The sequence below is a fragment of the Sphingobacterium sp. DR205 genome (genome assembly GCF_011064245.1).
GTDB classification, from domain to species: Bacteria; Bacteroidota; Bacteroidia; order Sphingobacteriales; family Sphingobacteriaceae; genus Sphingobacterium; species Sphingobacterium athyrii.
The window spans coordinates 4,285,422-4,300,706 of sequence record NZ_CP049333.1 but is presented as its reverse complement, the minus strand read 5'-3'; the positions used below and the strand labels follow the sequence as shown (position 1 = coordinate 4,300,706).

Annotated in this window: 19 protein-coding genes; 7 read left to right on the top strand and 12 right to left on the bottom strand. The window is 38.4% G+C overall.

The genetic code is table 11. From position 1 onward, the window contains the following. Positions 1-22: 22 nt before the first annotated feature. The 4 genes from G6053_RS18700 to G6053_RS18685 all read right to left on the bottom strand — a co-directional run bounded on the left by G6053_RS18700 (position 23) and on the right by G6053_RS18685 (position 2,525). On the bottom strand, positions 23-403 hold the full coding sequence (locus tag G6053_RS18700; RefSeq protein WP_121126607.1) for a VOC family protein: 381 nt from the start codon (positions 401-403) through the stop codon (positions 23-25). Positions 404-660: 257 nt separating this feature from the next. Further along, positions 661-1,368: a DUF5131 family protein gene (locus G6053_RS18695; protein WP_165307842.1), complete on the bottom strand. Its 708-nt coding sequence runs from the start codon at positions 1,366-1,368 to the stop codon at positions 661-663. A gap of 90 nt (positions 1,369-1,458) precedes the next feature. Further along, the gene (locus tag G6053_RS18690) at positions 1,459-2,040 is read right to left on the bottom strand and encodes a Crp/Fnr family transcriptional regulator (RefSeq protein WP_206531771.1); all 582 of its coding nucleotides are present in this window, start codon (positions 2,038-2,040) and stop codon (positions 1,459-1,461) included. Positions 2,041-2,270: 230 nt separating this feature from the next. Next, the gene (locus G6053_RS18685; protein WP_121126610.1) at positions 2,271-2,525 is read right to left on the bottom strand and encodes a hypothetical protein; all 255 of its coding nucleotides are present in this window, start codon (positions 2,523-2,525) and stop codon (positions 2,271-2,273) included. 234 nt (positions 2,526-2,759) lie between these two features. On the opposite strand from G6053_RS18685, the gene G6053_RS18680 reads away from it, so the two are divergent. Both G6053_RS18680 and G6053_RS18675 read left to right on the top strand, forming a co-directional pair. Next, positions 2,760-3,434: a hypothetical protein gene (locus G6053_RS18680; protein WP_165305117.1), complete on the top strand. Its 675-nt coding sequence runs from the start codon at positions 2,760-2,762 to the stop codon at positions 3,432-3,434. A 42-nt stretch (positions 3,435-3,476) separates the two neighbouring features. Further along, complete coding sequence (locus G6053_RS18675) at positions 3,477-4,655, top strand: rhodanese-like domain-containing protein (protein ID WP_121126612.1); 1,179 nt, start codon at positions 3,477-3,479, stop codon at positions 4,653-4,655. A 157-nt stretch (positions 4,656-4,812) separates the two neighbouring features. On the opposite strand, the gene G6053_RS18670 is transcribed toward G6053_RS18675, so the two are convergent. The 8 genes from G6053_RS18670 to G6053_RS18630 form a co-directional block, all read right to left on the bottom strand. Beyond that, complete coding sequence (locus tag G6053_RS18670; protein ID WP_165307840.1) at positions 4,813-5,364, bottom strand: cysteine hydrolase family protein; 552 nt, start codon at positions 5,362-5,364, stop codon at positions 4,813-4,815. Positions 5,365-5,426: 62 nt separating this feature from the next. After that, entirely contained in the window at positions 5,427-6,299 is an 873-nt protein-coding gene (locus G6053_RS18665) for an AraC family transcriptional regulator (protein WP_121126614.1), read from the bottom strand. Between the two features lie 469 nt (positions 6,300-6,768). Next, the gene (locus tag G6053_RS18655; RefSeq protein ID WP_121126617.1) at positions 6,769-7,176 is read right to left on the bottom strand and encodes an ester cyclase; all 408 of its coding nucleotides are present in this window, start codon (positions 7,174-7,176) and stop codon (positions 6,769-6,771) included. A gap of 13 nt (positions 7,177-7,189) precedes the next feature. Continuing rightward, positions 7,190-8,044, bottom strand: coding sequence for an MBL fold metallo-hydrolase (locus G6053_RS18650; RefSeq protein ID WP_206531770.1), 855 nt, complete (start codon positions 8,042-8,044; stop codon positions 7,190-7,192). A gap of 251 nt (positions 8,045-8,295) precedes the next feature. Next, entirely contained in the window at positions 8,296-8,598 is a 303-nt protein-coding gene (locus tag G6053_RS18645) for a hypothetical protein (protein WP_165307836.1), read from the bottom strand. Continuing rightward, the gene (locus G6053_RS18640; protein ID WP_121126619.1) at positions 8,599-9,600 is read right to left on the bottom strand and encodes an NAD(P)/FAD-dependent oxidoreductase; all 1,002 of its coding nucleotides are present in this window, start codon (positions 9,598-9,600) and stop codon (positions 8,599-8,601) included. It abuts the gene before it with no gap. A gap of 42 nt (positions 9,601-9,642) precedes the next feature. Beyond that, a complete protein-coding gene (locus tag G6053_RS18635) occupies positions 9,643-10,062 on the bottom strand; it encodes a helix-turn-helix transcriptional regulator (protein WP_165307834.1) in 420 nt (139 codons plus the stop codon). A 75-nt stretch (positions 10,063-10,137) separates the two neighbouring features. Then, positions 10,138-10,596, bottom strand: a complete 459-nt coding sequence (locus tag G6053_RS18630; RefSeq protein WP_165307833.1) for an AraC family ligand binding domain-containing protein — start codon at positions 10,594-10,596, stop codon at positions 10,138-10,140. Positions 10,597-11,264: 668 nt separating this feature from the next. On the opposite strand from G6053_RS18630, the gene G6053_RS18625 reads away from it, so the two are divergent. The 5 genes from G6053_RS18625 to G6053_RS18605 all read left to right on the top strand — a co-directional run bounded on the left by G6053_RS18625 (position 11,265) and on the right by G6053_RS18605 (position 15,280). After that, positions 11,265-11,921 carry an SCO family protein gene (locus tag G6053_RS18625; RefSeq protein ID WP_165307831.1) on the top strand — a complete coding sequence of 219 codons (657 nt, stop codon included), beginning with the start codon at positions 11,265-11,267 and terminating at the stop codon, positions 11,919-11,921. Between the two features lie 14 nt (positions 11,922-11,935). After that, positions 11,936-12,316 carry a hypothetical protein gene (locus G6053_RS18620; RefSeq protein WP_147430527.1) on the top strand — a complete coding sequence of 127 codons (381 nt, stop codon included), beginning with the start codon at positions 11,936-11,938 and terminating at the stop codon, positions 12,314-12,316. Between the two features lie 95 nt (positions 12,317-12,411). Continuing rightward, positions 12,412-13,254 carry a FixH family protein gene (locus G6053_RS18615; protein WP_165307829.1) on the top strand — a complete coding sequence of 281 codons (843 nt, stop codon included), beginning with the start codon at positions 12,412-12,414 and terminating at the stop codon, positions 13,252-13,254. Between the two features lie 32 nt (positions 13,255-13,286). Next, positions 13,287-14,159 (top strand): MbnP family protein, encoded by an 873-nt coding sequence (locus G6053_RS18610; RefSeq protein WP_121126625.1) that lies wholly within the window; start codon positions 13,287-13,289, stop codon positions 14,157-14,159. Continuing rightward, complete coding sequence (locus G6053_RS18605; RefSeq protein ID WP_121126626.1) at positions 14,159-15,280, top strand: cytochrome c peroxidase; 1,122 nt, start codon at positions 14,159-14,161, stop codon at positions 15,278-15,280. The genes G6053_RS18610 and G6053_RS18605 overlap by 1 nt, the downstream gene beginning before the upstream one ends. The last annotated feature ends 5 nt before the right edge of the window (positions 15,281-15,285 follow it).

The following is a 15,285-nucleotide window of genomic DNA, read 5'->3' as shown; positions in this document are numbered from 1 at the left end:
AATGTGTTTTACTAAATTATTTCTATTTAAGTGAATATAACCCAATCGTGTTATTTTCGCTGTCTTTCAGGAGCGCTGAAAAGCCGAAGTGGGGAAGTTGTGTTTTAGAAGCTAAAATCTCCACACCCTTTTTTCGGGCTCTGGCTTCTTGTACAGCACAGTCGTCACAGTTAAAGTAGATAATAGTTCCAATTGGTGAAGGTTTATTGAACTGCATCTTTACCAATGCCCCGCCTGCTCCGGGGAAGTGATCTTCCCATTCAAACATCTGCATCTGATTGTCGCCTTTTGAAAGGTCAATGAAGTTTACATCATCGAAAACATACAGGTAAAAATCCATCGCACGCTGCATATCTTCTACATAAATCTCAAACCAGCCAGCAATATTTCTTTTTGTTTTCATTATGCTGCTTATAAAATGTAAGGTTCAGTCTATTTCTTACTTAATATTTCTTTTAAGATCTGTTTTTCTTAAAACCGGTGTTCTTTTTAATCCGCATTACCTGAAATAAAAGTCGATTCCGGCCATTCAAATGATATCCAAATAGCATAAAATTTAATTCTACCTAATTTACTAACGAATTGGATTAATATTACTTGACCTAAATCAATATTTAATATTGATCCTGGTTAATATTAGATACATTCATCTCGGTTTAGCTATTGGAAATTAAACGAAATCTGCAGCTCTCCTTCTTTATTTTCAACCCGATCATTAAAGGGTAATTTCTGTCGCATGTCATCTGGATTTACAATAGGTGCGAGACTGTCTTTCATAAACACTGAAACATTTTGCTGATCGACCTGTCTCATAATGTTGTCTACCCATTCTTTTTTAACCGTAATCTTACCTTTCCTGTTCCCGGTTTCAGGCCCGATAACAATCCATTTGATATCGTGCAGGTCAAGCTCTCCAAGATCATTTAGCAATGGCTCGAATGTGAGAAAATAATTTTTTGATTTGATATTGCTTCTCAATGAATCAATCCTGCGTTTTTCATTCTTTGCCGTAATAGTAGCACCGATCCATACATTTTGAAGGTCGGTCTGGAAATGAATCCGCTCTGGGAATTTTGTAAGAAATATAAAATCGTGCTGCGGAAAATCTTTGATGTAATCAAAAACAATTGTTCTCCACTCTTCCTGCCAATCGGAGAAATCGCTCATACTTGTCATGAAGTAGGTTTGGGATTTTGTGGTTTGCCTGATCTGTTTTAAACGAAGCGGGCTGAACTCAGGGATTTCAAAATCAGCGGTGATTTTAAACCTGTTGTTAATTTTTCGTGCATAGCAATATACGCACCCCGCAGTACATCCATTTACGGGATTCAGGGTTTTTATCAGCTTACTTATATTAACAATTTCCATAATAAAATTATCTTTACTTTACTATGCAAATTTACGGACACAAGTAATCATCCTTCGCAGAACCAGATCAAGAAACAATATTGATCTAGGTCAATTTCCCATTAAAGGATTTCTAGCCCTTCGGCTCCTTAAACGACTGATAAACTCCGCTGAGACACCGAGATAGGATGCTATATGTACCTGAGGTATTCTATTGATAAGGTCTGGATGATTGGAGAGAAAATTGTAATAACGGTCCTCAGCCGACAAACTGATATTTTCCAACATTCGGTTTTGTAGGAGAACGAGGTTTTTCTCGGTGAGAATTCTAAAAATCCTGTCAAATTTTGGTGCGTTGAGATACAGTTTTACAATGTCCTGGCGACTGATTTGGAGTAATTCTGCATTTTCCAAAACATCAATGTTCAGCAACGATTTTTTTTCTTGGTAATAACTGTCCAGATCATTGATCCACGAACCTTCGGTAGCAAAAAGCAGGATATGCGGACTGCCATTTTCATCATCTTTATACATACGGAGACAACCGCAAAGTACAAAATTGAGATGCTGGCACACATCTCCTTCCTGAAGTACAAACATACGTTTCTTATAGGAACGCAAATGGAAGTATTGGCGGATCAATTCCTTTTCCTCTTGCTTTAACGGAATGATTGAATTAAAAAAATCAATCATTGTTGTAAATCTATCTTTCGTTTCCTGATACATAGGCTAAAAACTCCAACGGGTTAAACTTACATAAATGTACAAAATAATGGGGGATAATGTACTTCATGATATGAGGCATGTTAATTACCCTAAAAGGCATTAAAAAAACTGCTATCGTAAAAAGGCAGGCTCTTGATAAGTACGATAAGAGATTATTTCTTTACAGAAAAAATGCCAAATTGATGACCTGAATTGTCTTATGAACGCGCAAAAGTAATGTTAGAGTCATCAGTCACAGGTCCCCTGACAAGTGCGCCGCCATTTTCTAGCGCTATTTTTATTTCTTTCTCAGCATCATCAACAAATACATAAAAAACAGCATATTCCGGCTTTTTACCAGCGGTATGCATCATTCCTCCAGTAGGTATTTCATTTCCCGATTCAAGAATACCATCATATTGATATCCCTGGCTTTCCAGATCAGGATTTGTTTTGAAATCCCGGCCAAACAAGCACTATAGCTTCTCAAGATATCATCTAGAAATCACAATGTGCACGAAAACCTAAATCAATAGCACGCTTATGTAGATGTCAGAAATATATAGAGTGGTAACTTTGTAAGAAATTTTGGTACGACCCAATAGGAGGTAGGAATATAATTATAAATTGAATTTCAGATCGCCGTAAGTTGCTTTAGTTGAAGTGAACTTCTTAAAAAAAAATCCAAACAAGTAAATTTCTGAACAATGAAGTTCTTAACAAAAATTAGTTATGTTTTTATAGTACTGCTTTTAGTCATAAGTGGAAATACGTTTTCGCAAGAAAAAGCAGAAATTCCGGTATTAAGCCCTCCAATTAATACAGAATTATTAGGCAGCAACAGAGGACTGGCTTTTCAAATGATTATTGATAAAAAATTCAAGAGTATTCCCAGATTGGGCTTTTTTAGCGTAACGTCCTTGGTGGGTGAATGGGATAATGATCAAATCAACGACTACATGACACAAGCTAGCCTGACTTATGAAGTTTTGAAAGGCTTAAAACTTGCGGGAGGTTTTCATGTAACGCCTGTGAAAGGTATGCGCCCCATAACCGGCATAATTTATACGGTAGCCAACCCCACTTGGTTGTTTGTTGTTAATTCGAGAATAGATTTTTCTAAAGACACTAATGTTGAAGGCCTAGTTTTAGCTGAGTATAAGTCAAAGATTAATGACAAATGGCGTTTCTATTCACGACTTCAGGCTTTATATGAATACAATACCATCATCGAGATGCAAACCAGAAGTTATTTGATGGCTCGTGCCGGCTTAAGTTATAACGAATTTTCTTTTGGATTGGGTTCTAATATCGATTATTATGGTCCAGAGAAACATAATGAAAACAGCTTTGGCGGTTTCGTTAGCTTTTTGCTTTTCTAACGGCGATAGATAACAATCACAATAATTTACAATTAATAAAAAATGAAAAAAATCACTTTTGCCTTTGTGTTATCGCTGTTTAATGTTTTTAGTCACGCACAAGACTTTAAATCGGATAACGTTCGCTATCAAACCATTTCCTGGAGCAATTTTTTTAAACGGCTGGAACTTAATCCGAAGCTTGTTTATTTCGATATAAGATCTGACGGCGAAAGAACCGATAACGGAAAATTACCAGCATTTAATCAAGGAAAAATAAAAGGTGCAATAGAAACGGATTTTGGTGATTTTGAAAAATATTACCCCGAATATCAAAAGTATAAAAATGATACGATTTACCTATATTGCAGTCATAGCAAAAGGTCGAGGTACCTAGCCAAGCGATTGGCAGATAGTTCTTTTGTGAATGTGGTTAATATTAATGGGGGCTTATCGTATTTTAATTCTCTTTCTGAAAGCGAAATGCCTTATAGAAGCAAATATTATACGAGTAACCTTAAATATGCATTGGTTCCTCCAGTCGTATTTACCAAAGCCCTCAACAACGAAAAATTCCAGATAATCGATATCAGACCCGATAGCTTGTACTTAGGAATAGCCAAAGCGGAGCGTGAAAACTCATTTGGAAAAATCAAATCAGCGCTTCATATTCCCTACGATAAGCTACAACATAATTTGAAATTATTGGACAAAAGCAAAACCATTTTGCTGTTCGATAATGATGGAAATCAAAGTCCTATTGCGGCAAACTATTTAATTGAGCAAGGCTACCAAACAAGTGTTCTGGTTTTCGGGCTTCAAAATATAATTAGTTCTTATACCAGCATTGAGAGAGCATTTTTGGAAACAAAATATCGAATGATTTTGCCCGAAGAATTACTGAAATTGTCCAATCAAAACAGTAATACAATTATCATTGATGTTAGACCTGAAACGGAATTTGACGGCACGGATAAGGTTTTTTATAAAAATGTAGGACACCTGAGAAATGCCATAAATATGCCATTGGCTACTCTGAATAAGGAAAAAATAGCCAAATATGCGGGCAAGACTATTATCCTTTATGACAGGATGATGGAAGAAGAATTGTTTGCGTTTGCCAAGCGTTGCAAGGAGTATGGTGTAAAAGATCTGTATTTATTGACTGGTGGCATTTTCCAACTTCAAGAGGACATTTACGACCATCAAGAATTGGAATTGAAAAGTCTGCTAGATCAATAAAATAAAAGGGGCTGTATTATATATTATCGAAATAGCATAAAAAGGGCCAACGTCTTGATGAGTTTTTAGCCCTTTTTCATTTAAATCGAATGTGGTGTCGAAATTTTATTTGGCACGAAATCGTCAAAAGTACTTTTGATACATCCTCCTTATTCTGTTATGCAGATAGATAATCTTCGGTACTCTTTATCTCCGCATAGAAAAACGCTAATGCTGCTAAAAATGCGTGGTGCACATCATCGGCTTTTACCGTTTTACCGTTAATTTCCAAGTCTCTTGACGCACAAGTATCGCCGATAACCGTACATTTATAACCGAAGTCAAATGCCGCACGTGTGGTGGCGTCCACACACATATGAGTCATCATTCCGGTAATAACCACTTCGGTTACGTCATTTTCCTTTAAATAGTCTAAAAGCCCTGTGTCTCTAAAGCTATTTGGATAATACTTTTGAAAAACTTTCTCCCGAGCAAGTGGCTTCACATTTTCCTGGATTTCTACACCGGGAGTTCCTTCAACAAAAATCGGCAATGCTTCGGGATCAGCCGATACGTGTTGGATGTGTGCAATGGGTAAATTGTTTGCTCTGAAATGGTCCAAAACCTTGCGGGCATTTAGACTTGCCATTTCAGGGTTTACCAATGGAAGTGCTCCGTTTTCAAAATATTCATTCTGGATGTCGATGACAATCAATGCTTTTTTGCTCATAATCATTTATTTTTTGTATGACAAAATTAGCAAACACCGTTATGACCGATTATACCAAATCATTAAGAAATGATACCATTTTGATAATCGGCTAAAAATTCAGTTGTTGTCATCCCAGTTTGCTTCTTAAAAAAACGCATTAGATGGTTGGGTTCCGAAATATTGAGTTTGTAGGCTATTTCCGAAATGGTCAATTCAGAATGGATGAGGTAATCTTTGATTTCTACCAGCAATCTTTGCTTTAACAAATCTGTTGCTGTCAGATTGAACTGCTCTTTTACCGCCTTATTTAGGGTAATACGACTGATGCCCATTAGATCTGTATAATCGCTGATTCGCTGTTTATGTTCGATATTTGTTTCAATCAGTTTTTTGAATTGAAATGCATAACTTGTGTCTTGATTTTGTAATGATAATTGATGCTTTTCGGCATACACTCTGTTCAACTTCTGTAAAAGGTAATAGATTAGGGAACGGATGATATGCACACTGTCTATTCTGGTTTTCCGTAATTCTACTTTAATTTCTGATAACAAAACACAGTACATATCCATGTTTTCTTTCTCAATCTGCATATTTAATGGAAATTCCAACTGGTAGAAATAAGATAAACGGTAGGTAAACAGTTTGTCGGAGAAAAACTCATTTAGAAAATCTTCTTGAAAAACCAAGGACGTAAATTCCAGGTTATCTTCATTAAGATTCCATTGACGTTTTTGAAAAGGGGAAATAAATATAATACTATTGTCCTCGATATTTATTTTTTGGTAGTTAAGTGTAAGCTGACCGCTCCCTTTCTTGATAAAAATGATTTCAAAATAATCTGTATTAAACAATTTTTGACTAATATATGCTTCACCGACTTCATCAGAAGGAAGTACGTTGAGCAGAAAATCTACCCCACATTCTGTCTTGTTAAATTTTATTGTTTTCAACTATTTCTTTCTTTGATTATTAAAATAAAACTGAAATCACACAATTTCCTTTCCGCGTTTTATCAGTATAAAGATAGCTCCTTTCACGCTGCCTGTCAAAAATTCGCCAGGTGTGGGGGCATCTACCAAAAAAGCAACCACATTAATTGCTTCGGATACCTGCTTGTTGTCTGTGTTACTAGATAATGCTAAAAAAAACGATAACTTCTGTTTTAATAAGTACAAAGATGCGAAATGATAGACATTAGTTTAGCTACTTTGGTTAAATAAGCAAAAAGTAAGGCGGAAAATTTCCGTCTTACCCGTATTTTTTTGGTTATTTCTTTTGAACGTTAATAAGTTACGGACTGGTCTCTTTGATGCGTTGGCAAAGAAATGCGGACTCAGCAAAGGCGGAATAATCCATCATTTCCCAGCTAAGGAAGCTATCTTTGTCACCTTAATCATAACAGATGTAGCTGTAATAAAGCTATCGTATAAGCTGTGCCTTTATATCAGCGACATCAAAGTGTGCACGCTTTTCATAGATCTTCCCATCTCTGATGGTAAGCAGCATAGATAACGAAAATCTGATCCTTTTGCCCGTTGGCTCTATACCGTAAAGTACTTTGCCGGTATGGCTCCCCTCAAATATCATATAAGCAGCTACCTTATCATTTTCCGCAATCATTTCGTGGATTTGCATAGTAAAACCTTTAAAAGCATCAAAATTTGCTTTTTCTGAAGCTACAAATCCCTCCGCACCCAGAATTGGATTGTCAACCTGAAAATAAAATACAAATTCAGGATGGCAGAGTTCCGCTACAGCACTATAATTCTCTTGTTCCAACAGGTTATAAAAATTACGAACCAATTTTTTATTATCCGTTAAATTCATAATAGTATACTATTTAAAAGTTAATTACCTGCCCATCCTGTGGAATGATCACTTTGTCAGCTATCCCCATCTGTTTCACATAATCCAGAAGTTCTTTCCGGGTAAGGATACAATGGTTAATTGCTTCCATATGTACCGCAATTATTGTGGCATCTGGCAATACTTGGTGCACCTTACTCACATCTTCTTTACCCATTATAATGGCACCGAAACCATTTACCTGTGCATAGCCTGTATTAAGAACTACTACATCAGGATTTAGTTTTTTTAGATTTGATTCGAAATCTTTTGTCCAAATGGCATCTCCTGCAAAATATACAGATTTCTGTCCGCGTTGGCTGAAAAAAACTCCCGAGGCGTGTCCCAGTATCTCTGCCATCTGCGGGTTTGCAAAGGCAGCATCCGATCCGTGCTGCGCAAAGGTTTTTTGTAAGCTGATATTCTCATAACGAGAGCTATCTGTTAGAATTCGGACGTCCTTAAATCCCTGAGACATGATCACTTCAGCATCCTGTTGGTCCTGGGCGTAGACTGTCTTTCCTTTTGGTAGCATTTTTATGGCGGCTTCATCCCAGTGATCCGGATGTGTGTGCGTCACAATGACAGCATCAGAATTAAGAAGGCTTTCTGCTGAAACAGGCAATTCAACCATGGGATTGCGCAAATGCGAATTAGCGGTTCCTTCAAAACCAGGATAGGCACCCTTTTCTGCCAGCATCGGATCAATGAGAAATTCCTTACCACCATAATTTAAAACCACAGTTGCATTCCTTATCAATTGGACACTTGACTGATCTACTTTTTTTTTCTGTCCATAAGACGATATTGCGATCAAACTCAATGCAATACCAAAAATCATTTTTTTCATATCTTCTACTATTTAACTGTACGCTCCACCCATTTATAATATCATAAAATCTATAGATGTTACATTGTGCAAAGATAGATAGGGAGCCTGTGTTGCTAACTACCAAGATATCATGAAAAAATACCATTTTGATAAGCAGATATGAATTGTCACGTAGTCATGCCCATCTGGTATCTTTGCCGATCAAAGCAGTAAGGCTCTGTTGATTCTTACGTGCGGCCGTGAATGACCTGTCATATTTGGTTTCATGTTCATGTTAAAAAGGTAATAGCTGCCAGCCGCATCTGACCTGCAACCGATGCTGAAAGGTGCTTTTCACCCACTAATTTTGCTGCAAACCGGAATTGCTGGAATAACTGCTGGATAACCTCATCTTCAGATTGCCCGACACTTAAAACCTCGCTGTTACTTGTTACTGCTACTGTACTATTATAAGGGGCAATGCCATTCTCGTGGTTAGATCTCCGTACACACCGGAAGGACCAATAATCATCTTTAAATATTATTTTTTTCAGAAATTTTATACGTACCCAGAGATATGATGGTGAGTTCAATTATAACAATATATCATGGGCCAATTCAGAATTTACCCGAAACCCTGCAATATTTCCAGATGAGACGGCTAATGAGACAGCGCGTAACGGACTGGAGTTATCTCCTACAGCATATATACCATCTACACTCGTCTTTTGTGAGGAATCTATTTTGACAAGTCCCGTTTCTGTCATTTCACAACCTAATTCTTGTGGTATGCTGCAATGTTGTCGGAATGGTAGGGGAGCATATACTGCATCAAAACTTTCTCTTGCGCCGTCAGAAAAAATAAGTTGATTAACATACCCATTATTATGTCCAATTTCAGAAATCTTCTTCTGGATTACGTTTATGCCGTTTCTATTAAGTTTAGCTATGCTGTCCATTTGCATGGAGGATTTACCAGAAGTTATTAATGTAACGTCATCCGTCAAATTTTTAATTAATGAAACGAAGTGCATAACCTTATCTCCATCAGCTAATACGGCTGTTTTCTTGCCTTTGAATTCATACCCGTGACAGTATGGACAATGTATTACAGATTTACCCCAGCATTCTGAAAACCCAGTTATGTCGTGCATGATATCTATTATTCCAGTAGCAAAAATTAATATCTTGCCTTTAAATGATTGACCGTCCGAAGTCGTTATTTGAAAACCTTCAGATATTCTTTTGCCATTTGCTGCCAAGCCTTTGTGAAATTCAATGCTCGGATAGTTGGATACTTCTTCCTTTGCAATCTCAGCAATTTTTCCAGGAGGCATACCATCTCTTGTTAAAAAATTCTGCGAATGTGGCGTCTGTTTATTGCAGGGATTCCCACTATCAATTACCAAGACATTCCTTAAAGAACGTCCTAGTGTCATGGCAGAAGCAAGTCCTGAGTAACTACCCCCTATAATAATTGTATCGTATAATTTTTGATTGCTTTTTTCCATAGCATTGCTTTTTAAAAATACAGAAGTAACTGAGATCGACAAAACTGCCAATGATCCGTTTTTTATAAATAGTCTTCTGTTCATTTCGTTATAATTTATATTAAACTGTAATTCTTTTGTACTAACTTAGCTAAGTGTAGTATGAAGTTCCCGATATTTTTTAGCACTTGTACCGACTTTAGATTTGAAAAATCTACAGAAATAAGATTGATCGCTATAATTGAGCTCATAGGCAACCTGGGTTATCGATAGTTCGGTTTGTATTAGTAACGACTTTGCTTCTGAAATCAGGTTGTCATGGATAAAATCACTAGCAGCACTTCCTGTGAACTCCTTCACCGTATCATTGAGATAATGAGGGCTGACATAAAGCAAGGCGGCATAATCACTAACTTGCCGCTTTTCCTTGTAGTTTTTTGAAACCAGTTTCTGGAAATTTGCTACAAGAAGCTCCCGACGTGGAACACCACTTCTACTAATCTCCGAATGGTGAACATGAAGACGCTCCGCTTCGAGTAGAAATATGTTCAGATAGAGTCTTACCATCAAATCATCATTATGATTTCGGCGTGAACAATATTCGTACTTAATTTTTTTAAAAAGTTCTGTAAAAATACCTACCTATGCTTCGAATAATTTCAGGCTGATATTGCCATCGGGCTGAAAAAAAGGATAATCATTGAGTTTTACCTGATTTTTAAGGCACAATAAAAAATAGTCAACATCAAAAATGCAATGAAATCCTTTCACATCACGGCTCCAATGCTCAATAGTATGAAGTTGATTTTCCGGAACAAAATATAAAGTATTAGGACCAAATTCATATCCAGTAAATCCTATCTTTTCCTTTATCGAACCAGCTGTCACCAATACAATAGTGAAAAACTTTTTTCGTGCGGCTTCAAACTGAATTCTTTTTTGAGCACCTTTTATCTGTTCGAGTGTTCCAACAATACAAAAATTATTTTCAGATTCACTATGCATCTCCAATGTCTCACACATAGAAACATGATTATGCTTTAAATATTCCTTATTAAAGTCGGCAGGGCCTTTGATATCCTTTACAGTATTCTTTCTCATCACTCGTTAAATTAATACCGTTTATACTTACAAAGATACCTAATTACAGGAAATGGATGTGGTACGTTGTGCTGATGTTATAGCACATATCGCCGTTTATTAAATTGATACGGCCATCATTCAATTGTTTTCATTTCGTTCCAGCTACCTCCTAAAGCCCTGTAAAGTTTCACCACACTCATCCATTCTTGTAACGCATCGTTTGTAGCATTCAATTTTGACTCTAATAGCAATCGTTCTGCTCGGAGAACATCCGTGTAACTGGTATTATAGTTATTGACCAATAATGATATTGGTGATTCTTTTTAAATTGTAATTCAAATGTAGCAAGGTCTATGCTTGAGGACTTTTGCTTATACCGGTATATTAGGTATAAACCGTGGTTTAGATTATTTCGAAGGCCTTTTTTCTCACAGATTGAATTTCAAAACATTTTGTTGCCTGCAAGAAGGTTGGCTAATGAAATGCCCTACCGGAACATCCCTCCACAGGCAATCCGTCTTCAAAAGGTAAAATATCGCTTGTATATATATTTAACATAGGTTGGTTGAAGCTACTTATGCACGAAAACCTAAATCAATGGCACGCTTATGTTTATGCTCGGGAATATATAGAGTGGTAACTTTGTGTGCAATTATTGGTATAATCTGATATAAGGGAAAAAATATATGCAGTCTTTTAAATTTCTTAGAGCATCGCTTTTGCTTTTTAGTATTTCTGTCTTTCATTCTTGCATTAACCAAAACAAGGACAAAGACGATCTTCCTATTATGGGTGAGAAGGAAATTGTTTTGGTGGAAAAAGATGGTAAAAAAGCTAACGACACAATATATCACACTATACCTGCATTCCGTTTTGTGGATCAGGACAGCGTGTGGGTTTCCAATGAGGATGTTGCTGATAAAATATATCTGGCAGATTTTTTCTTTACCCGTTGTCCAACGATATGCCCATTGCTCGCCAAAAACATGCTGATTATAGCAAAAGAATTTGAGCATGAAAAACGGTTCGTTATTTTATCCCATACCATTGACGATAAACATGATACGCCAACTGTTCTTCGGGATTATGCAAAAAAAGTTGGAGCGCCATTGAATTGGAGGTTCTTAAATGGCCCTCAGAATGCCGTTTATAAGATTGCAGGTAAAGAAGGTTATTTTTCTTATGCAGAGGAGAACCCCGATGTCCCCGGAGGATTTGACCATAGCGGCGCATTTACATTGGTAGATACCAAAGGGCATGTTAGGGGTGTTTACGACGGTACGAATGAAGAAGATACAAAAAAAGCAATAGTAGATATCCGGAAATTATTGACACAACTGTAAACGTTTAAACCAAATTGAAAAAGATCGTATCTTTCTTACTCCTTATTGTGCTTGCCTACCAATGCCTGGGAAGCATGGGTGTATTTGTGTGGTTTGAAAGTAACCGATCTTTTATTGCAGCAAATCTTTGCGAAAATAGAGCCCGACCTGAAATGCATTGCAATGGTCAATGTGTGCTCATGAAAAAGCTCAAAGCACTCGACGAGAAATCTTCTGAAAAAGACCTTCCACAAAATGTAAAATACGAGACTTTCATATGCCTGATGCAGGATTTCATTATAATGCCGGAGCAAATGTCGATCTGCGTGAAAAACACCTATGTAACTTATTATAACGCTTACTACAGCTTTATACATTTTAAAAACAACTTCCGCCCACCTCGATTCAAAGCCTAGTTGATTCACATAAAATTACTTGTGCTATGTTGACCTAAGGTGCATTATCCTGATGGCTGTCAACATAGCGATTTTGGCATTGAATAAAATCGAGAATGAAATCAGTTTACTTTGTAAAAGTATCCATGCTATTAGGCATTGCGTCTATGGCTTTGGTATACAGTTTAACCGGGTGCGGAAATAACACGCAAACCGACGAAAAAAATCCTGTCGACACGGCAGGTGCCATGGTGGACGTAACCACCTTGACTAAGATTGCGGATACGACCTTAGCGCAGAACAAGGTTAGCGTATTTGTGCAAGATAGCCTAACGAGCAAAAACGAAACAATTTATATTCAGGTCACCGACCTCGATGGAGATCCCACGACGGACGCCCATCTTGACTACGATGTCGTCATGGACATGGGAATGGTGTCGCATGGTGGGCCATATTACCCACCAGTCGATCTGGGTAATGGATTATACAAAGCCGAAGTTGTCTTTATTATGGCCAACATGAATGATATGGGTAAAGGCTGGATGTTGAATGCCGTACTTAATAAAAAAGATACGCTCTCTTTTCTCTTGCCCGTCTCAGAGGCGACGCCTGCACGGACTATTCCCGTAGGCACTAAAGATGACGGTCGTGTGTTCGTTAGTCTATTGTTACCTGATGAGGCAAAGACAGGTACCCAACCTATTGACTTCACGCTTCACAAGATGGATCACAACCATTTTCCGCCATTGGATAACTATACGGTCGAGATAGAACCTTTTATGCCCGATATGGGGCATGGCTCTCCGAATAATAAAGCCGCCACAAGCAAAGGTGATGGACACTATAGCGGAATGATCAATTTTACGATGAAAGGTCATTGGAAGATTAAAGTGAATCTGTTCAAAGGTGGAGAAAAGGTATCACAGGAAGAACTGGAATTTCCTGTTGAGGTCAGATAAAAAACGAATCAATTGCTACAATAATTAGAAAAATGAATAAGCAAAACCTATTTTTTGCAGCTTTGGCTGCGCTGATGTTCACATCCTGTGAAAAAACTGAAATTAAAGAAGTTGAAAAAATTGTCTACGCGGATCAGGCAGGATCTCTGGCCCTGACCTTTGATGCCCGGTACGGTGAGTCAGATTTTGAATTGAATAAAAGATATCCCTATCAACTCGTCAACGCCAGTGGGACTTATGATCTAGATTTCGAGTTTAACCGTCTCCGTTACTGGGTAAGCAATGTCAAACTGGTTGATAAAGATAATAAAGAACATGCCATACCGGATTCCTACTATCTGGTGGAAGAAACTAACGAAATAGTTGTACCACATTTGGTCAATGGAGAGAAGTATCCGGCTACCAAGCGCGAAGAAGTGATGATCAAGGAGATCCCTTTTGGCGAATACAAGGCCATTAAATTTTCTATTGGTGTAGATCAAAAATACAATGATAATATTACCCTGACCGCAGGGGAACTAGGTTCGCTGAACGGAATGGGTGTCAGCGATGGCTGGATGTGGTTCACGAGTTACAAATTCTTGACCCTGGCCGGTACTATACATTGGGCAGACGGTGCACCAACTTCGAAGGCAATGTCGTGGGAAACAGGTTCCAACGAACTGTTTGACGGCGCTGAAAAAACGATAGAACTGGCTACACTATTGAAAGTTGATGCTCAAAACTCGGCAAAAATCACTTTGGACGTGAATGTCAAAGAATTGCTATCAGCTACCGATCAGCCATGGACCAACAACAGCATCAGCCAAAGTAAAAAAGAACTGATGATAGCTTTTCGCGATACTTTCTTAAGTAAATCGTTAACATTCAAAGAAGCGGGTTCGGTTTCTGTGGAAGCAAATTAATGTCTGTAAAGCTAAGAAGTAAACATATCACTGGAGTCTTCGTCCTTTTGGTGGGGTTGTTCGGCGTATTATCCTGTTCAAAGGATGATGACCTACCCATTACCGGCGAGGAGGAGATTCCTTTTGCCTTTCGTCAGCCTGTATTTTTTCCCAAAGCAGTGGAATCCGCTATTGATCCCAAAACGGGTCTGCCCTCAAATCCTCTGACCAAAACGGGAGCTGAATTGGGCCGGAGACTCTTCTACGACCCGATTCTGTCTGCCAACAAGCAGGTTTCCTGTGCAAGTTGTCACCACCAAAGCAAAGGCTTTTCCGATGGAGTGGCTATTACCACAGCCGGTGTATCGGGTAAGCCTCTGGAGCGGCACTCACCTACGTTGATCAATCTTGCGTGGACAGACAAGGGCCTTTTTTGGGATGGCGGGTCGACCAATCTGGAGTCGCAGGCATTTGGTCCGCTGACACATGCAGATGAGATGGGTATGTACCTACCCGTGCTGGTGGAACGGTTGCGGGCAGATGCTACTTATGTGGAGCTATTTCACAAAGCATTTGGGGAACTGCCAAGCGAGCATCGAACAGCTATGGCGCTATCGCAATTCCAGCGGATGTTGATCTCGGCAGATGCTCCATACGACTTATACCGTCGGGGAGAGCAGCTGGACGCACTATCTGCCGACCAGCTTCGCGGACTGAATCTGGTTCGCCAAAAGTGTGGCTCTTGCCACGCAGGGGAATTATTTACGGATAATGATTTCCACAATAATGGGATAGACGATGATTTTTCGGACGGATCGCATGAGGGAATTTATTGGGGCAGATACCGTATTACCTACAATCCACTGGATTTGGGTGCTTTCAAAACCCCCACGCTGCGTAATGTGATGGTGAGCGCACCCTATATGCATGATGGACGGTTTAAAACGATAGATGAGGTACTAAATCATTATCGTTTCGATATTAAAGATACCCCTGTTACAGCTTCGGTATTATACCAGAACAATGACCGGGCCGGCATACCCATGACAGACAAAGAAGTCGAGGACATTAAGTCTTTTCTGAATGCGTTGACCGATGAGACATTTTTAAAAAACAGGGAATTTTCAAGTCCTTTTAAATAATTGAT